We start from the raw sequence: 18,781 nt of genomic DNA on the forward strand, positions 1-18,781 counted from the left end.
TTTTTGTTTGCAGGGGGAATGACGCCTTTTCGCGAAAAAGTTCTTGGTATGCTCAGCAGATGGGATTGTTATCACGACTGTTTCGAAGTTTGAATAAGGCTGCGCAGGCGGTTGGCTTATGTTTGGTTTTTGTCGGCCACACCGCATGGGCGGATGAACTGATCACCCTACAGAAAATCTCCCCTGTAGAGGCGCAAGCGCTGCGCGCACTCCTTCAACAGCCCCAGCCTGAAGGGTTGACGATCCAATCGCTTAACCAGTGGTACCAAGCTCAAGATGCCGCAGCATTTAAATTGGGTGACCCCAACGAAAGGGAGCGCGTCCTGCGGGCGTGGTTTGCGGCCTCCCCTAAGGACGCGAAGTGGTCTCTGGGCTCTTATCTGATGTCCAACTCCAGCGACACCGCAGAAGGCTTCAAGCACTTAGAAGATATCTTGCGCGAGCAAAAGCATCCTGTTCACATGGTTCGCATCAGGTCGCGTTTGGCTCAAGGCTATCTTGACGAACATCGAATCAAAAAGGCGGATCAGTTGCTTGAGGAAGCTGGCGCGATCATTCCTAAGGACTTCAGCCGTTTCAGAACCAATGTGATTGGTTATTGGTCTGTTCGTGCAGAAATGGAGTATCACAAAACCAAAGCACGTCTACTGTTGCGCCAAGGCAAGTTTGAAGCATCCGTCGCTGAAGCAAAGTTGGCCAAAGACAAAGGCTTGGAGCTCACCAAATGGGAAATGTATGTCCCAGCAAGAGAGGTTCAGTTTGGCAGATCTGGCCATGCAGCCTCTGCAGTAGAGCTCGCTGTTTCGCAAATTGACAGTGGTCGAATTTTCGAAGCACAGGACTCTCTGAGTGAGGCCTTATCCATACTGAAAAAATACCAATTTACCGAAGATCAAATGGGCTACTTCTATCGCAGAGTGGCAGATCTTTATTTTGCGCAGGGCCGCTATGCGGACTCATTAAGAATCTCGCAACAGCTGCGCAGTCTTGAGCTGGACAAAGGGCTTTCAGAATCGAGCGCTCAATCCATCTTCAGTCGACAACGCATCAACAAAAGTCTTGTTGCACAAAAACGTTGGCAAGAAGCGCTCCATGAATTCGACAAACTTGACAAGGCGGTTGGCGACAATGATCGACTCAAGCCAATTGCAAGGATGGTTGATTTACGGGGACTCACCCTGTTGAACAACGGACGCACCCAAGAGGCGATCAATTTGTTCCAAGTCGCGTTGACCAACACCATCAATGACTTCGGTGCTGAGCATTACTTCACCGCGTTTAGACGGGGTCTTTATGGCATGGCGCTGGCCAAAGACCCTGCACGTCAAGCCTCCGCCTTGAGCGAACTGGCGCTCGCCACACGCAATTTGAGCGCCCCTGACAGCTTATCCAATCAATTTGAAGAGTCCCCATTTCGCTTGGCCCTACGCCAAGACATTTACAAAACGTACATACGCTTGTTGGCACACAACCAAGCGGCTGAACCAAACTCTGCCGCCCTTGCCTTTGCGGCATCCAACCACCTCATGGTCTCTTCTGTGCAGCAAGCCATTTCAGATGCAGCAGCGCGCGCGGCCATCAAAAAGCCAGGTTTAGGACAAGTTGCGCGTCAAGACCAGGATGCTAAAACTGAACTCAACACCCTGTTTGCTTACATCACGGCCCAAGCGGGTGAGTCACAGCAACAAAGAATAAACCCCGAAGTGGTCAAGGCCATGCGCGAACGTGTGTCAGAGATTGAAGCCCAGCGTCGTGGCTATAAGACCCAGATACAAAAAGAGTACCCCGAGTATTTCCAGCTCTTGCAACCCAAAGCGCCTTCACCAGCGGACATCGCCAAACTGCTGAGCAGTCAAGAGGTCTTGGTCAGCATTGTCCCCATGGAGGAGGAAACCTATGTTTTCGCCATCGACAAGGCGGGACAAACACGCTTGCACCGCAGCGCGATCAATCAAAAACAAATTGCTGAAGCTGTCAAAGTACTTCGCAGCACCCTCGATGTGGCAGACCGAGGCAGCAAAGCACCTCGCTTCAATTTTGAAAAATCTCACCTGCTCTACCAACAACTGCTCAGCCCAATAGAAGGCATGCTGTCTGGCAAAGAGCACTTGATCGTCGCGACCTCAGGGGCACTGGGACAACTGCCCTTTGCCGTGCTGGTCAAACAAGCCTGGGCCAAAAATGATCATGCACAAGCCCCCTGGCTGATTCGGGACTTCGGCATCAGCCACGTGTCGTCACCCAGCGCATGGGTGGCACTCAAGGCGCTAGCCAAAGCACCGTCTGGCAACAAACCGATGATGGCTTGGGGCGACCCAAGTTTTACAGTCAATGCCAACTCGAGCAGTGGCAAATCTAATGTCAGGGCTATGCTCAATCAGCATGCCGCTTATGCAGACATCGAAAAAAACGCTGTCAACCAACTGCAATATGCGTCCCTACCCCCGCTTCCTGAGACACGTGATGAAGTGTTGTCTCTGGCCAAACTGCTGAATGCGGACCTCAAAACAGACGTGTTTCTAGGTGAACAAGCCACGCGGGAATCGGTGATCAAAGCCAGCGACGATGCCAAGCTCTATGACCAGCAAATTGTGGTCTTTGCGACGCATGGCTTGCTCCCCGGGGACCTTCCAAGGCTGGAGCAACCTGCCCTGGCCATGTCGGCTGTAACCGACCCAAACAGCTCTCCTTTGCTCACGCTAGAAGATGTGATGGGCCTGCGCCTCAATGCCGACTGGGTCGTTCTGTCGGCTTGCAACACTGCGGGTGCGGACGGCAAGGTAGAAGAGGCTTTGTCTGGTTTGGCAAGGGGCTTCTTTTATGCAGGCAGCCGCAGCCTGTTGGTGACGCATTGGTCGGTCGAGAGTGAAAGCGCCATGCGACTGACCACACGCACGTTTGAGCTTTACAAGAAACAACCTCAGATCAGCCGCGCGCAAGCACTGCGTCAATCCATGCTGGATCTGATGCAAACCTCGGCTTACTCACATCCCACCTTTTGGGCGCCCTATGCCTTGGTGGGCGAAGGCGCAAGATAAGCGCAACTTCGAAGTACGATTTTGCAGGCCCTTCAACTTTATCTGGCGCGTCAAAACCATTTGGTGGTTCGATGGGTGATTGTTGTTTTGATTGCAACACTGTCTGTGTTTCGGGTGATTCAACTCAACAGTGGCATTGGTTTTGATCCGCAAAGTTATGACCAGCTCATCAAACGACGCATTTGGGGACCAGAGGTAGATCCTCAAATCGTCATTGTCGACATTGATGAACGCTCTTTGGACAAGATGCGCACAGAGTTCGGCCGCTGGCCATGGCCCAGAGAAACTTTGGCTGGTGCGCTTGAGTGGCTGAATCAAAAGGGCGCGAAGGTGGTGGTGTTTGACATTTTATTTGCTGACCCCGACACCTTGAATCCGGCTTCAGACTTGGCTTTTGTTGAAGCCATCCAAAAGAGTTCCAACAGTTATTTTCCAATTCTGCGGCTTAACCCCAGCAATGACAAATTGAGCCAAGTCACTGCGGATCAGTTGCTGGGGTTTACCAGCCTCACCGATCCGTCCAAGGCGCATGCACCGCCCACCCTAGCGGTTGTCGCTCCAGCCTTTGAGGCACTGGTTCAAACACAACGACTAGGCTATCACAACATCTATGCTGACCCTGACGGCGTCAACCGCAGCTACCGTCTGTGGGAAGAAAAAGAGGGATGGCGACTGTGGTCCTTGCCTGCACGTTTGGCCAGCGATATGGGATGGGTGCTTCCCGATCAACCACGACAACTGATTCATTTCACAAACGAAAAAGCGGCCTACACACAGATCTCTTTTTCAGAGGTGTGGGCACTGAGCCAAAGCATGAAAGGGCAAGAAAAAGACCCTCGCTTTGACAATGCGATCGTCATCATCGGCTCTACTGCGACCAGCCTTTTCGACGTCAAGGTCACGCCTATCGACACCACCCACCCTGGCGTGATGATTTTGGCCAACGTGATTGACAACCTAAAAAATCAAAGCTTCTTAAAAACAGCTTCATCCTGGCTTCAACTGCTCGTGGCGTGGATCGGTCTGGCCATTGTGGTGTGGGCAAGCACCCAAATCAGAGAAGACCAAATGAAGTGGGCAGCACCTGTTGCACCTACCGTGTTTTTGGGGATTGGCTTTGCAAGCTTGCACAGCGGCAGCAATGTGTATTGGGATTTGGCACAGTCTGCCTCCAACGCTTTGCTTTTTTTCACCTTTTGGGCTGTTTACTTGAACTGGCGTACACGGTTTTTTGCCCAAAGCACCTTGGATGAAGCGTCAACCCAGTGGGATTGCTCTGCGGTTGTGCAAGTGGACTTCACACACACGCACATGCAATCTGTGATTGATACGCTCAGTCGGGGCACAGACGCGCTCTCAGTCTCACGCATTGGCGTGGTCAATCAGCTGCCCCACAAAGGTGTAGGCCTGATTCATATTGCAATGCGTGGCGACAACCAAGCGCTGCGAACGCTGATAACCAACATGCAGGGTGCTGCGCCCCATGCCTTCGTCAACGCTTGTCACTTTGCCCCCTTAAACTGCGATCAATTTTGGGATCGCATTTGGTCCGATATTCAAATGGCTCAACAACACGGGAGATCAACTCATGAAAACCAATCTATGGCGTCAACACAGCATCTTGGCTAGTGCACTGATTGCACTTCAATTCTGTTTCGTGCTTCCAGCAACTGCGAACGAATCAGAGACCAAACGCATCATCGAGGCACTCAAACCAGAAGAGGGCACAAAAGTCAAAACTCGCGGTTTGCGTAATTTGCAAGTTGAGCAAACTGGCCAAGACTCAGCCGCGACACAAAAATTTGTCTCCTTGACCATTGGATTCAAATTCAACTCTGCAGACATTTCCCCTGAAAGTGCAGAAACGCTAGCCTCACTCGCCAAAGCACTCAAGTCAGATCAGCTGGCCACACTTGAATTCATGATTGAAGGCCACACGGATGGCAAAGGCACACCAGACTACAACATGAAGCTCTCCAACCAGCGCGCAGCAAGCGTGAAGACTTACCTAGAAAAGCAAGGTGTTGCCGCTAAACGCATCCGCTCCCAAGGCAAAGGCGACACCGAGCTTGCCAATGTGGATGATCGATTTGCAGCAGAGAACCGTCGCGTCAAAATCATCACACTGAACCCTTAATTGCTTCGCAGCTGAGATTTTTTATATGCACCCCTACTTCGCTCAATTCAAATCACCTCGATTGGTTCAATGCCTGGCCATCACTGCATTGGCCTTTGCCAGTGTCCAAGCAGTGGCTCAAACCATGACGGTTCTGCGTGCCACTGAGCTCAAGGCTGATCGTTTCATTGACGCTGCCAGCTTGGGTCAACTGAGTGCAGGCCAATCCGTGGAGAGCATCAAGATCGAGGCAGGATGGATACAAATTAAGTCGGGTGATAAAACAGGTTGGGTCAGGTCTTTGGCGCTCAAAGGAAGCAACACGGCTCAAATTGCATCGGCATCCAGCCTTGACTCTGGGCGTTCAGGCAATAACAACAGCATGTCGACCACCGGCATCCGCTCTGTCCCTAAGGCTTCTCGCCATGCGCTCATCATTGGCATTGGCGAATACAGCGTGAGTGGTGTTTCGCCACTCAAGGGTGTGACGCATGACATGCAAAGCGCCAAAGTTATTTCTCAAGCCATGTCTATCCCAGAAGAGAACATCACCTACCTCAGAGATGGCAAAGCCACTGCGTCTGAAATTCGACGAAGCATTCAAGACCTAGAAGCTCGGGTGCGTCCAGGTGATCGCGTGTTTGTTTACTACTCTGGACATGGCACACGCTGGCTGGATACCTCCAAGCCCAACAGCGGACAATGCATGGAGGGTTTACTTGCCAGCGATGGTAACGCGGTGACGAACACAGAGATGAGTGACTTGTTATCGCCAATTGCCAAGAAAACAGACAAACTGATGGTGTTTTATGACTCCTGTCACTCGGGCGGCATTGCCAATCAACCCCTTCGGACAAGATCGCTCAATTTATATGGCACAACACTGACGCCAAAGTTCAGTAACCTCAGCCTAGAAGCGTGCGCAAAACCGTCAAATATGCGCACACGCGCCATCAGTGCCGAGCTGGGCAGCAAGGGGATTTTTCCGGAAAATATTGTTTCTATTGCGGCCTCTCGCCCAGACGAGGTGTCGTTTGACAACCCATTGACCGGTGGTATGGCCACAGTGGCTTGGCGTGATTGCATGCTCGGTAAGGCCAAAGATTTGGATCAAAGTGGAAGCCTGAGCGTTGAAGAGATCACCAGCTGCGCCCAAGCCAACTTGAATCAATCCCTCGCCAATCAGCAAGATATTTTGGGTCAGCACATGACGATTGGTGGGAACAAAGCATTTATCCCCTCCTTCCAAGTGGCATCCATCGCACCGGAGCCAGTCGCACCCACGCAAACAACGCCAGTCCCTCTGGCGACTGCTGCACCCACCAACAACGCAACGCCCTCGGTCCTCACCTCCACAACGCCAAGCTTGCCGCAACCCTCTTTACAAGCCGTTAAACCCAATCAATTGTTGGCACAGATTCATGCCCAACGCGATGCATCACGCAAACTCAGTGCTTTGGCCAACCCTCAGCGGATGCGCATCTTGCAAGACCCATTGCGATTGAAGATTCAGTCTGAACGTGCTGGCTACGTCTATGTGGCGCTGGCTGGTTCTGATCAGAAGAGCCTGTATTTACTCTTTCCAAACAGCTTGGATGGCAACAACCGCATCGAGGCCAACCAATCCATCGAGTTGCCCAAATCAGGCTGGAGAGTCACGGCTGCAGGCCCCAAGGGTGTCAACACGGTGCTGGTCTTGGTTTCAGACTCGCCTCGGGACTTGTCGCAATTGGATGGGGAGAATGCAGGTCCATTTTTGAAAACGCTGCTCAATGCAGAAGGTAAAAGTAAATTGCAATGGTTACTTGCCAACTCGGAAAATCAAGACCAAAACGTCTGCCAAACAGGCGGTGCCAAACGAAATTTGGCAGTGAGCCAAGATTGCTCTGATGGGTTTGCCTCAGCTCTTGTTGAAATTGAAGAGGTAGAGGCTAAATAAGCGTCAAGGCTTGGTCGTATTCGTATTGTTTGGGATCAACCATTTGTAGACCGGTGCAGACTTGATATCTTGAAGCGATCCGTCCACATTCTCGATCAAACGGTTGGCACCGCCCAAAGTCTGCTGCGTCTGCACCAATGCTTTTTCAAGCTCAACCATGGTGTCACGCGTCTGACCCAGCACGGCAGGCAAGCCCATTTTTTCATCCCCCAACTGTTGCATGGTGCGGTTTGTATGCTCCAGCGTTAGAAGTGTTTGACCAAGAACAGCTGGCAAACCTTTTTTGTCATCCCCTAACTGTTGCATGGTCCGACTGGTCACCTCCAGTGTGCGAACTGTTTGATGCATGACAGCTTTCGACTCAACGAGGCTCGCCTGAATGCCATGGGCAGGATCCGACAACTGCGTCAATAGCAGCTGAACTTTTTGAAGCAAGGGGTCAAGCCTTTTCGTGATGTCGGCCGTCACATCATCTTTGATGATGGAGATCGGATCCATGGCGCGCAAAGTGGCTTGGTTTGTCTCATCCCTGATCAACACCAATTCAGTGGTGACAATTTTTTCTTTGGATATCTTCAAGACAGAGCCCTGGGTCATAAATCCGGCATGCTGGTGATGAATTTGCAAGGTGCTGTTGACCTTGCCTGTTGGTAAAAGCTCTAGCTGTGTCAGCCTTCCAAGCTCAAAGCCTTTGTAAGTCACTTTCATGCCTTCAAAGAGGCCTGAAGCGGACTCAACGTCAGCACGCAAAATTAATTTTGAATCAAACGTACCTTTTAAATGCATCAAATACCCAACGACCAGGCCCATGCAGACGAAGGTCAGCGCAATTCGCCAGCGAAAACTATTTGTCATTTTTAAACTCCATACACACCAGCCCTGCCTACAGCAACATATCTGTCAGTTCAACAGCGACGATGGCAGCAAAACCTAAGGTCACAAAACGTGACATCAACAGAGAAAGTTCATCTGGGCGGTTTTTCAGCAGATTGGTTTCGATGTACGTCATCGCACTCAAGACAATCGCCAACACAGCCATTCTGAGCGCAGCATGCAACAAGTTGAACCACTCAAAATCCATCCAAAATGCGTCCCAAACTGGGTGTGCGAAGCCACTGAGCGCTTGCATCAGGCCTAGCCAAAATCCAAACATCACAGCGACAAAAAACCAAGCCCAAGCCATCAAACACACCAAGGCGCAGGCTATAGTAAAAGAAACCGCCTGTTGTCCTCGCGTCCATTGGGCTCTCAATTCGGCATCTGTTGAGAGTTGAAAGCCGACCCTCAACAAAATAAAAAGGGACACAGAAAAAGTCGGGATATGCCCAAATAAAGATTGGGTCATGAGGTGATGCACAAAGGTTTGATCAAGGGCTGTGCTTTGCTGGGACAAAAGCCCAAAGACATAGCCAACGCCTGTACCCACAAACAATGCGAACCAACCGCAACCTCGCGTCAACGTCTCAGCGGCGTGGGGCATTGAACGCATGCGATTGAGCCCCAAGATCGCGTTAGCTCACTTTTTTCTTGAAGGTGAGTTTGCTCACCACGACCTCACCACGCGCGTTGCGCTCTAGGCTAATGATGGCATCGCGGCCTTTGACGGCACGGGTCATTTCAGCATCACGAAAATCGCTGACCGCTTTGATCGCGTCCCAAAGGCTACCCACCAAGCCAATCAATAACAAAGGATTCTTGGGCACCAACTCATTGGGCGGTGATTCGATCTCAACTTTGCCCCCATTCTTCTCAACAGCATTGAGCCATTTTTGTAGGCGATCTGGCGTGCTGTTGGGGCTCACCTTTTCATACATCACAACAGTCACCTCGGGTTCTGATGTGTGCAGTGCACGGTAGAGATCTTGATCAAATTTTTGGATATCAACAAACATGACCTCATGTTTGGCTGGATCGAGAGACTTGCTTGCTGGTGTAACCAAAGGTGGCATGGTCTGTGTTTGGCATGCCGACAAATGAACCAACAAAAATAAAATACTCACCGTGGCGAATCGTGGGTAATTCATACAAAGCCTCTTCATGGGTAGATGGTTGCCAAATCTAACATCAATGTGTGAAATAAGATTTGGATGGACGCATGCTCATGCAATGGCACGCCTTGCGGCGTCGTACTCACGCTTGAGCCTTAGCACCAACTCAGCCGCAGGCACCACGGCTTTCACCGCGCCAATGCCTTGGCCACACCCCCAAATGTCTTTCCACGCTTTTTGTGCGCCCCCACCAAAGTTCATTTGGCTAGGGTCGCTCTCGGGCAAGTTCTCTGGGTCCAAGCCAGCGTTGCGGATGGACGGAGCCAAATAATTGCCATGCACGCCCGTGAACAAATTGCTCAGCACAATGTCGTCCGATGTGCTGTCGACCACGGCTTGTTTGTAGTCGTCTGCCGCACGCGCCTCGTCGGTGGCAATGAAGGCTGAGCCAATGTAGGCAAAGTCGGCGCCCATCGCTTGGGCCGCCAACACCGCGCCGCCGGTGGCGATTGAGCCGCTCAAGGCCACAGGGCCATCAAACCACTCACGAATTTCTTGAATCAAGGCAAATGGGCTTTTGACACCCGCGTGGCCCCCCGCGCCAGCTGCCACGGCGATGAGGCCGTCAGCGCCCTTTTCAATGGCCTTCTTGGCGAATTTGTTGTTGATGACGTCGTGCAGCACGATGCCCCCATAGCTGTGAGCCGCCGCATTCACATCTTCACGGGCCCCCAACGAGGTGATGATGATGGGCACCTTGTACTTCACACACAAGGCCATGTCGTGCGCTAAGCGGTCATTGCTTTTGTGAACGATTTGGTTGATAGCAAAAGGTGCTGCTGGCTGATCTGGATGTTCACGGTTGTGTGCGGCCAGCGCCTCGGTGATTTCTATCAGCCATTCTTCCAATTGCTCTGCAGGTCTCGCATTGAGCGCAGGCATAGAGCCCACCACGCCGGCTTTGCACTGAGCAATCAACAGCTTGGGGTTGCTGATGATGAACAGCGGGGATGCGATGACGGGGAACTTGAGCGATTGCAAGACGGCAGGTAAGCGCGACATGACAGACCTTTTTAAAACGCGTCGAGTGCCAACTCAGTCACGCTGTCCGCGCCGTCCACGATGCTGTCGCGCATGCCAGGCACTTGGGTCAAGATGTGGTCCGCATAGAAACGCGCGGTGGTGATTTTGGATTGCATGAACACCACCTCATGGCCCTTGGCCAACTCAGCCTCAGCTGCCAACAAAGCGCGGCCCATTTGCCAGCCTGCCACCAAGTTACCAGTGAGCATGAGGTAAGGCACGCTACCCGCAAACACGGCATTGGGGCTGGCTTTGGCACCTGACACCACGAAGTCAATCACTTCCAAAAAGGCTTGACGCGCTGCGCTCAGGCGCGCAGCCACCGCCACCGCGTTGGCGCTGCCGCTTTTGCGCAAATCGTCTTCGGTATGCGCAATTTGTGCTGCAATGCTTTTGGCAGTTTGGCCACGGTCGCGCCCTGTCTTGCGGCCAATCAAGTCGTTGGCTTGAATGGCGGTCGTGCCTTCGTAGATCGTCAAAATTTTGGCATCACGGTAGTACTGCGCAGCACCGGTTTCTTCGATAAAGCCCATGCCGCCATGCACTTGCACGCCAAGGCTGGTGACTTCCAAACTCATCTCGGTGCTGAAGCCTTTGACCAGTGGCACCAAGAATTCATAGAAAGCCAAGTTATCTTTGCGCGTGTCGGCATCTGGGTGGTGGTGCGATGCGTCATAAGCAGCAGCAGCCACTGTGGCCATCGCGCGGCACCCTTCGGTGTAGGCGCGCATGGTCATCAACATGCGACGCACGTCGGGGTGATGAATGATGGGGGCACTGGTTTTCATGCTGCCGTCGACAGGGCGACTTTGCACACGGTCGCGCGAGAAGGTCACGGCCTTTTGATAAGCACGCTCGGCAATGGCAACCCCCTGCACGCCCACGGCGTAACGCGCGGCGTTCATCATGATGAACATGTACTCAAGACCACGGTTTTCTTGGCCGACAAGAAAGCCCACAGCACCGGGTCCGGTGCTGTCTGCAATGCTGCCCGCCATGCCGTCGCCATACTGCAACACCGCTGTGGGGCTGGCTTTGATGCCCATTTTGTGCTCGATGCTCACGCAATGCACATCGTTGCGAGCGCCCAAGGAACCGTCTTTGTTCACCATGAACTTGGGCACCACAAAGAGGCTGATGCCCTTCACACCCTCGGGTGCGCCTTGCACGCGTGCCAACACCAAATGGATGATGTTCTCGGCCATGTCGTGTTCACCGTAGGTGATGTAGATCTTGGTGCCAAACACTTTGTAGGTGCCATCCGCTTGAGGCTCGGCACGGGTGCGCACGGCAGCCAAGTCAGAGCCCGCTTGTGGTTCGGTCAGGTTCATCGTGCCGGTCCACTCACCAGAGATCAGCTTCTCGAGGTACGTGGCTTTCAGCTCATCAGAACCCGCAGTGAGCAAGGCTTCAATCGCACCATCGGTCAACATGGGGCACAAGGCAAAGCTCATGTTGGCCGAGTTGAGCATTTCACCGCAGGCAGCGCCAATGGTTTTGGGCAAGCCTTGTCCGCCGAAGTCAGCGGGGTGTTGCAAGCTTTGCCATCCGCCTTCGCAATACTGCTGATAAGCCTCTTTAAAGCCAGGCGTGGTGGTGACGTGGCCATCTTTGAAGAACGAGGGGTTCTTGTCGCCTTCCCAGTTCAAAGGCACGAGCACAGACTCATTCAACTTTGCACATTCTTCGAGCACGGCTTGGGCAGTTTGCACACCCATGTCTTCAAACGCAGGAATTTGGGCCACATGTTCTAAGCCAGCCAAGTGTTCCATGTTGAACACCATGTCTTTGATGGGGGCGATGTAGCTCATGTTTGATATCTCCAAAATTCAATACAAAAAGGCACCACGATGCGCGCTTTATCAGGCCAGGTTTAGAGCGCCGCCACCAACTCTGGCACGGCCACAAACAAATCCGCCTCCAAGCCGAAATCGGCCACGCTGAAGATGGGAGCCTCAGCGTCTTTGTTGATGGCCACGATGACCTTGCTGTCTTTCATGCCGGCCAAGTGCTGAATCGCACCGCTGATGCCGCAAGCGACATACAACTGCGGCGCCACAATCTTGCCAGTTTGACCCACTTGCAAATCGTTGGCAGCGTAGCCTGCATCGACCGCCGCGCGGCTAGCACCAATGGCAGCGCCGAGCTTGTCGGCCAGCGGAATCATGACTTCGTCAAACTTCTCTGAGCTGCCCAAAGCGCGGCCACCTGAGACGATGATCTTGGCTGCAGTGAGTTCTGGTCGGTCATTCTTGGTGACTTCGCGACCCACGAAGCTGCTCTTGCCAGAATCTGTGGCAGCGGCTGATGTTTGCACAGCAGCCGCGCCACCTGTTGCAGCAGCCGCGTCAAAACCGGTGGTGCGCACAGTGATGACTTTGACGGCATCGCTCGATTGCACGGTCGCAACGGCGTTGCCTGCATAGATGGGGCGCTCAAACGTGTCTGGGCTGTCCACCTTGGTGATGTCGCTGATTTGGCCCACGTCTAACTTGGCGGCCACGCGAGGCGCCACGTTTTTGCCGTTGGCAGTTGCGGGAAACAAAATGTGGGTGTAGTCGGCGGCGATGGCGAGCACTTGTGCGGCCATGTTTTCTGCCAAACCAGCTTCGAGGGTTGCGCCATCAGCGTGGATGACTTTGCTCACGCCAACAATTTGCGCAGCAGCAGCAGCGGCTGCGCCTGCGTTGTGGCCCGCGACCAGCACATGCACCTCAGCGCCAATGGCAGCTGCGGCGGTGACGGTGTTCAAAGTAGCGCCCTTGATCGTGGCGTTGTCGTGTTCTGCAATCACGAGGGATGTCATGTTGGTATTTCCTTAGATAACTTTTGCCACGTTTTTGAGCTTGTCCACCAAGGTGGCAACGTCTGGCACTTTGATGCCCGCGCTGCGCTTGGCAGGCTCGACCACTTTGAGGGTCTTGATGCGGGGGGTCACATCCACACCGAGGTCTTCAGGCTTGAACACATCGAGCTGCTTTTTCTTGGCCTTCATGATGTTGGGCAAGGTCACGTAGCGAGGTTCGTTCAACCGCAAGTCGGTGGTGATGACCGCGGGTAGGCTGACAGAAATTGTTTCTAAACCGCCGTCTACTTCGCGGGTGACACTCGCTTTGTCGGCGCTCAGCTCAACCTTGGATGCAAATGTGGCTTGGGGCATGTCAGCCAAAGCCGCGAGCATTTGACCCGTTTGGTTGCAGTCATCATCAATCGCTTGTTTGCCCAGAATCACAAGACCCGGCTGCTCTTTGTCCACCAAGGCCTTGAGGAGCTTGGCCACAGCCAGAGGCTGCAACTCTTCAGCAGTCTCGACCAAGATGGCGCGATCTGCGCCGATGGCCATCGCGGTACGCAGCGTTTCTTGACATTGAGCCACGCCACAAGACACCACGATGACCTCGGTGACCAAGCCCTTTTCTTTGAGACGCACCGCCTCTTCGACCGCAATTTCGTCAAACGGGTTCATGCTCATCTTGACGTTCGCAATGTCAACACCCGAGTGGTCCGACTTGACACGGACCTTGACGTTGTAGTCCACCACGCGTTTGACAGCGACCAAAACTTTCATGGCAACAGCTCCAATTTTGAAAATGAAATAGATTGACGTTTACGTAAACGTAAACGTCACATTGTAGGGGCACAGCAATTTATTTTATCGAACGACCGTGCTTTTCCAAGAAAGTCCCTAGATACAGCTCAAGTGGACGGGCGCGGCACCAACTCTTGCGGCGCATGCACCAACTCCACACCCGCATCTAGCAAGGCCCTCAACACGGCAATGTTGACGCTCGAACGCGTCAAAGACTGACCATTGATGGGGTCTTCCATCCAAAAGTTCAGGCTAAATCGCAAACCTTGGGGCGCCACCTCGGCCAGCAAAGCTTGGGGCTCTGGCGAGGGCAACACCCACTTGGCGCTCAACGCGGCCTGCACCAACAAGGCTTGAACACGTTCGACATCGCTTTGCAGCACCACCCAAAAAGAGCAGGTCTGCAAGAGGTGACGGCTCTGCAGCGACAAGTTCTCCACACGTTGCGTCAGCAACAACTCATTGGGCACCACCGATTCACTGCCATTGCCAGCACGCACCAAGGTGTAACGTGTTTTGATGTCGGTGACATGCCCTTCAAAACCGTCTACCCGCACAAAGTCACCAATGCGCAAAGAGCGCTCGAGCAAGATAACAAAGCCGCTCACATAGTTGGCCGCCAGTTTTTGCAAACCAAAACCAATGCCCACGCCCAAAGCGCCGCCAATCACAGACAGTGCGGTGAGGTCAAAACCCAATGACGACAACGCAAACAACGTACCAATCACCAGCAGCAGCACACGCATGGCGTTCGCCGCCACTTTGCGCATGGACAAATCTTCAAACGCGCGACTGAGCACACGCTGCTCGAGCGTGGTGGACAACCACAGCGCCAGCACCAGCACAAACCCAGAGGTCAGCACCACCTCCAACACATGCGATACGCTGACACGGGTTTTGCCCAGCATGAATTGCAAGCTGTCGAGCTCGACCATCATGGGCGTCCACAGCCCTGTGATCCACAACACCGCCAAACCCCAAGCTCCCCAAGAGACCCCTTGCTCTAACAGTCTTGCGCCTCGCGACACTGGAAAAACAGCGGCCAACACCCTAGCGATCAAGCGGATCAGCAGCAGCGACACCAGCACAGGCAACACCACCTTGAGCACAGGCACCGAGATGTGCTGAACTTTTGTCAGCAACAGCTTGACACCAAAGGTCAAACTCAAAGCCACTGCAGGAAACAGCACGCCGTCAATCAGCCTGCGGCCAAACAAAATCGAATCGGTGGATGTGGACCTGCGCCCCAAAGCCCAGCTGATGAACCAAGCCGCCATCAAACACAGCGCCAAACCCGCCAGCTCTAAGGCAATCGCCGGACTATGCAAGTCCAGCCAGAGTTCTTGTAATTCGTTCATGGTTTAAAGATCTGCCAACACGCGCACATGCGCTTCCACGCTGCGACTCAGCGCGCTCAAATCGTAGCCCCCCTCGAGGCACGACACGATGCGGCCCTGCGCATGGCGTGCGGCGATGTCACGCAATCGGTGGGTGATCCATGCGTAGTCTTGCTCGGTCAAGCCCATTTGACCCATGTCATCTTCACGGTGCGCATCAAAACCTGCGCTGATGAAAATCATCTCGGGCTTGAACGCCTCTAAGCGAGGCACCCAATGCGTTTCAATCAACTCACGCACCTGCGCGCCCTTGGTGTAGGCAGGCACGGGAATGTTGACCATGTTGGCGGCTGGATGCTCGGTGCCGCTGTGCGGGTAGAACGGATGCTGAAAAAAACTGACCATCAACACACGGTCGTCACCCCTCAAAATGTCTTCTGTGCCGTTGCCATGGTGGACATCAAAGTCCACGACTGCTACGCGCTTCAAGCCATGACGCTCGAGGGCGTACTTGGCCGCAATGGCCACATTGTTGAAGAAACAAAAACCACTCGCTCTGTCGCGCGAGGCATGGTGCCCAGGCGGGCGAATCGCACAAAACGCGTTGGTCAACTCGCCCCCAATCACCGCATCGGTGGCAGCCACCGCAGCACCCGCAGAGGCCAGTGCGGCTTTCCAGGTGAAGCTGTTGATGAGGGTGTCAGCGTCCAAGTGACCGTAATGCGGACCGCCTGCGGCCATGTCTTCTGCCAACTGATCCGACAAACCCCGCAAAGACGCGATGTACATGCGGTCGTGCGCCAGCTCGATATCGGCCAGCGGCGCCTCGGGCGCTTGCATGGCGGTGAGGCCCAAATCGACACCGCTGATCAGCAAGCGGTCTTGAATAGCGCTGAGCCTCTCAGGGCACTCTGGGTGCCCCTCGCCCATCTCGTGCTGCATGCACAGGGGGTGCGTGTAATAGCCGGTTTTACTCATCGTGATTACCTTGGGTCTTCTACAAGTCAGCTTACCATGGGGGTCTTGATTTTTTCTGTTGCAAACACTGCGTGACCTCTCATCCCTTTCCGCTCTTTATGGCTTGGCCTTGGCGTCTTGACTGCATGCGCATGACCGCCACCTTGTTATTGTTGATGGTATTTGCTGGCGGCGCATCGGCCAAATCGCATGCCAAATCACACAAAACTGCTGCGCACAAAGCGGCCGCACACAAAGCATCCACCCAAGGCTTGGCATACGGAAAAACCACAGCAGCCACCGCCTTGGCCGACGAGCTGGCCCAGCAATACAACCTGCCCAAAGCGTGGGTGCGCGAGCAAATCAGCAAAGCACAGTTTCTCAAAGGCGTGCCCAAAATGGTGCTGCCGCCCAGCGTGCCCACCGCCAAAAACTGGCGCGCTTACCGCGAACGCTTCATTGAGAGCCGCCGCATCGACGCTGGCACCCAGTTTTGGCAAACCCATCAAGCCGCCCTCGCCCGTGCTGAGCACACCTATGGCGTACCCGCCGAAATGATTGTGGGTGTCATTGGTGTAGAAACCTTCTATGGCCAAAACATGGGCAACTACCGTGTGCTTGATGCCTTGACCACGCTCACCCTCAACTTTCCGTCGGCCCACCCACGCGCAGTCGAGCGCCAAGCATTTTTCAAATCAGAGTTGGGCCACTTCTTGGCGCAAGCCCACAGCCAAGGCGATGTCAGTGCCAAAGGCAGCTTTGCGGGCGCCATGGGCTGGCCGCAATTCATGCCGTCGAGCACCGCCAAATTTGCGGTGGACTTTGATGGTGATGGCCGCATTGACCTGCGCCACAACCCTGTGGACGCGATTGGCTCGGTGGCCAATTATTTCAAAGCCTTTGGCTGGCAAACCGGCATGCCCACCCACTACCCCGTGGGCTTTGACGAAACCCGCTTAGACAAACCCACGCTCTTGGCGCCCGACATCTTGCCGTCGTTCAGCGTGAGCAACTTCACCGCCAAAGGCGCGGTGTTGGACGAGCAAGCCCAACAACACAATGGGCTACTGGCTTTGGTGGAGTTGTTCAACGGCAACGACGCGCCCAGCTATGTGGCGGGCACAGACAACTTTTATGTGGTCACGCGCTACAACTGGAGCAGCTACTATGCGCTGGCGGTGATTGAGCTGGGCCAGGCTGTCAAAGCGAATCGGGCTTCGAATTCTGTTGTATCGAACGCGCGCTGATCTGCTGGGTGCGCCTAGGCTGTGTGAACCAAGCGCAAGATCAGTCTTTTGCAGGAGGCCGCTTGTCGTGGATTTCACGCACCACCGCGTCCTCAATCACATCGGACTTGGCGCTTGAACGCGGTGCGTGCCCTCTCTCCTCTGGCCAAGTCCCTTCGCTTGGGCGAGAGCCACCAGACCAGCGGGCGCCCTGACCCGGCTGCATGCTTTTGCGAAAAACTTGTATTTGCTGCCACATCTCCACCACTTGGGGCTTTTGGCCCGTCGCCAGCCAACGCACAGAGGCAAACACCACATACAAAACCAACCAACACAACACGCCCAAAGTGAACAGCATGGCGACAGCCAAGCCGAGCAAAATAAAAAGCAAACGCGTGAAAAAAGCCATGCCTCGATGTTACTGCGCCAACGCCCATTGCACATGCTCACGCACCACCTCGCTGGGGTGCGTGAGGTGCGCTTGCAGCGCTGCACGCAAAGCCGCCTCGTCTGTCTGACGCAGCGCATTGCCCGCGGCCACCGCCAAGTTACGCAACCAGCGCGCATGGCCAATGCGCCGAATGGGGCTGCCCTCGGTGTAGCGCAAAAATTCTGCTTCGCTCCAAGCCATCAAACGGGCTATGTCCTGGCCTACCAGACCCGCTCGCACATCAAAGTCGGACAAGCTTGAGGTTTGAGCAAACTTGTTCCAAGGGCAAATCAGCTGACAGTCATCGCAGCCATAGATGTGGTTGTCCATCAAGGGACGCAACGCCTCATCAATCGAGCCGTCGTGCTCAATCGTCAGATACGAGATACAGCGGCGGGCATCCACCAAGCCAGGCGCGATGATGGCCTGCGTGGGGCACACCTCGATGCACGCGGTGCATTCGCCGCAGTGAGCGCTTGTCGGCTCCGACACGGGCAAGGCCACATTCAAAAAAATCTCGCCTAAGAAAAACATCGAACCCGCTTCGCGGTTCAGCACCAGGCTGTGTTTGCCGCGCCAGCCTTGGCCGCTGCGGGTGGCCAGCTCGGCCTCAAGCACGGGGGCTGAATCGGTGAAGGCGCGGTAGTCAAAGCCGTTGGGCTTGAGGGTGTCGACCAGCAAGGCGTCAATCTGTTGGGCCAGTGTGTCCAGCCTGTTGCGCAGCACCTTGTGGTAGTCGCGTCCGCGGGCGTAGAGCGACACCACCGCCTCGGCAGGGTTGCGTAAGCGCTGCCATTCGGCGTCTTGCCAACCCTGCGCCGTGTCGCGCGGCAGGTAGTTCATGCGGGCGGTCAGCACGCTCAAGGTACCAGGCACCAGCTCGGTGGGGCGCGCGCGCTTCATGCCGTGGCGGGCCATATAGTCCATGCTGCCGTGAAAGTTTTGCGCCAGCCAATGCTGCAAATGCGGCTCGGCCGTAGACAAGTCCAAAGGGGCTACCGCAATTTGCGAAAATCCCAATGTTTGCCCTAAAGCCTGAATTTGCGTGAGCAACAATTGGTAATTGATAGACAACGGA

At 54.3% G+C, this 18,781-nt stretch carries 16 protein-coding genes and 1 pseudogene; 5 read left to right on the forward strand and 12 right to left on the reverse strand.

Going from position 1 to position 18,781, the window contains the following annotated elements; genetic code table 11:
- Positions 1 to 59: 59 nt before the first annotated feature.
- The 4 genes from V7Q41_RS09125 to V7Q41_RS09140 all read left to right on the forward strand — a co-directional run bounded on the left by V7Q41_RS09125 (position 60) and on the right by V7Q41_RS09140 (position 7,093).
- Positions 60 to 3,038, forward strand: a complete 2,979-nt coding sequence (locus tag V7Q41_RS09125; RefSeq protein WP_333845503.1) for a CHAT domain-containing protein — start codon at positions 60 to 62, stop codon at positions 3,036 to 3,038.
- 87 nt (positions 3,039 to 3,125) lie between these two features.
- A complete protein-coding gene (locus V7Q41_RS09130) occupies positions 3,126 to 4,667 on the forward strand; it encodes a CHASE2 domain-containing protein (protein ID WP_333845504.1) in 1,542 nt (513 codons plus the stop codon).
- A complete protein-coding gene (locus V7Q41_RS09135; protein ID WP_333845505.1) occupies positions 4,627 to 5,175 on the forward strand; it encodes an OmpA family protein in 549 nt (182 codons plus the stop codon). Before V7Q41_RS09130 ends, V7Q41_RS09135 begins: the two co-directional genes overlap by 41 nt.
- Positions 5,176 to 5,200: 25 nt before the next feature.
- Entirely contained in the window at positions 5,201 to 7,093 is a 1,893-nt protein-coding gene (locus tag V7Q41_RS09140; protein WP_333845506.1) for a caspase family protein, read from the forward strand.
- Positions 7,094 to 7,096: 3 nt separating this feature from the next.
- On the opposite strand, the gene V7Q41_RS09145 is transcribed toward V7Q41_RS09140, so the two are convergent.
- The 10 genes and pseudogenes from V7Q41_RS09145 to V7Q41_RS09185 all read right to left on the reverse strand — a co-directional run bounded on the left by V7Q41_RS09145 (position 7,097) and on the right by V7Q41_RS09185 (position 16,068).
- Positions 7,097 to 7,591 (reverse strand): hypothetical protein, encoded by a 495-nt coding sequence (locus V7Q41_RS09145; RefSeq protein ID WP_333845507.1) that lies wholly within the window; start codon positions 7,589 to 7,591, stop codon positions 7,097 to 7,099.
- A gap of 63 nt (positions 7,592 to 7,654) precedes the next feature.
- Positions 7,655 to 7,948 (reverse strand): annotated as a pseudogene (locus V7Q41_RS13335) (MlaD family protein); the annotation flags it as partial.
- 28 nt (positions 7,949 to 7,976) lie between these two features.
- On the reverse strand, positions 7,977 to 8,438 hold the full coding sequence (locus V7Q41_RS09150) for a hypothetical protein (RefSeq protein ID WP_333845508.1): 462 nt from the start codon (positions 8,436 to 8,438) through the stop codon (positions 7,977 to 7,979).
- Positions 8,439 to 8,604: 166 nt separating this feature from the next.
- A complete protein-coding gene (locus V7Q41_RS09155) occupies positions 8,605 to 8,985 on the reverse strand; it encodes a hypothetical protein (protein WP_333845509.1) in 381 nt (126 codons plus the stop codon).
- Between the two features lie 207 nt (positions 8,986 to 9,192).
- Positions 9,193 to 10,143: an NAD(P)H-dependent flavin oxidoreductase gene (locus V7Q41_RS09160; protein ID WP_333845510.1), complete on the reverse strand. Its 951-nt coding sequence runs from the start codon at positions 10,141 to 10,143 to the stop codon at positions 9,193 to 9,195.
- Positions 10,144 to 10,154: 11 nt separating this feature from the next.
- Positions 10,155 to 11,975 carry an acyl-CoA dehydrogenase gene (locus V7Q41_RS09165; protein WP_333845511.1) on the reverse strand — a complete coding sequence of 607 codons (1,821 nt, stop codon included), beginning with the start codon at positions 11,973 to 11,975 and terminating at the stop codon, positions 10,155 to 10,157.
- Positions 11,976 to 12,037: 62 nt separating this feature from the next.
- Positions 12,038 to 12,970, reverse strand: coding sequence for an electron transfer flavoprotein subunit alpha/FixB family protein (locus V7Q41_RS09170; protein ID WP_333845512.1), 933 nt, complete (start codon positions 12,968 to 12,970; stop codon positions 12,038 to 12,040).
- A gap of 12 nt (positions 12,971 to 12,982) precedes the next feature.
- Positions 12,983 to 13,732, reverse strand: coding sequence for an electron transfer flavoprotein subunit beta/FixA family protein (locus tag V7Q41_RS09175; RefSeq protein ID WP_333845513.1), 750 nt, complete (start codon positions 13,730 to 13,732; stop codon positions 12,983 to 12,985).
- 128 nt (positions 13,733 to 13,860) lie between these two features.
- Positions 13,861 to 15,111, reverse strand: coding sequence for a mechanosensitive ion channel family protein (locus V7Q41_RS09180; protein WP_333845514.1), 1,251 nt, complete (start codon positions 15,109 to 15,111; stop codon positions 13,861 to 13,863).
- A 3-nt stretch (positions 15,112 to 15,114) separates the two neighbouring features.
- Positions 15,115 to 16,068: a histone deacetylase family protein gene (locus V7Q41_RS09185; RefSeq protein ID WP_333845515.1), complete on the reverse strand. Its 954-nt coding sequence runs from the start codon at positions 16,066 to 16,068 to the stop codon at positions 15,115 to 15,117.
- A gap of 125 nt (positions 16,069 to 16,193) precedes the next feature.
- On the opposite strand from V7Q41_RS09185, the gene mltB reads away from it, so the two are divergent.
- Positions 16,194 to 17,294, forward strand: a complete 1,101-nt coding sequence (mltB, locus tag V7Q41_RS09190) for a lytic murein transglycosylase B (protein WP_442918836.1) — start codon at positions 16,194 to 16,196, stop codon at positions 17,292 to 17,294.
- Between the two features lie 40 nt (positions 17,295 to 17,334).
- Here mltB and V7Q41_RS09195 read toward each other — a convergent pair whose 3' ends face one another.
- Positions 17,335 to 17,682, reverse strand: a complete 348-nt coding sequence (locus V7Q41_RS09195; protein WP_333845517.1) for a hypothetical protein — start codon at positions 17,680 to 17,682, stop codon at positions 17,335 to 17,337.
- A 9-nt stretch (positions 17,683 to 17,691) separates the two neighbouring features.
- Positions 17,692 to 18,756: a tRNA epoxyqueuosine(34) reductase QueG gene (gene queG / locus V7Q41_RS09200; protein ID WP_333845537.1), complete on the reverse strand. Its 1,065-nt coding sequence runs from the start codon at positions 18,754 to 18,756 to the stop codon at positions 17,692 to 17,694.
- Positions 18,757 to 18,781 lie beyond the last annotated feature (25 nt).

It is taken from the genome of Limnohabitans sp. (genome assembly GCF_036804465.1).
GTDB lineage: Bacteria > Pseudomonadota > Gammaproteobacteria > Burkholderiales > Burkholderiaceae_C > Limnohabitans.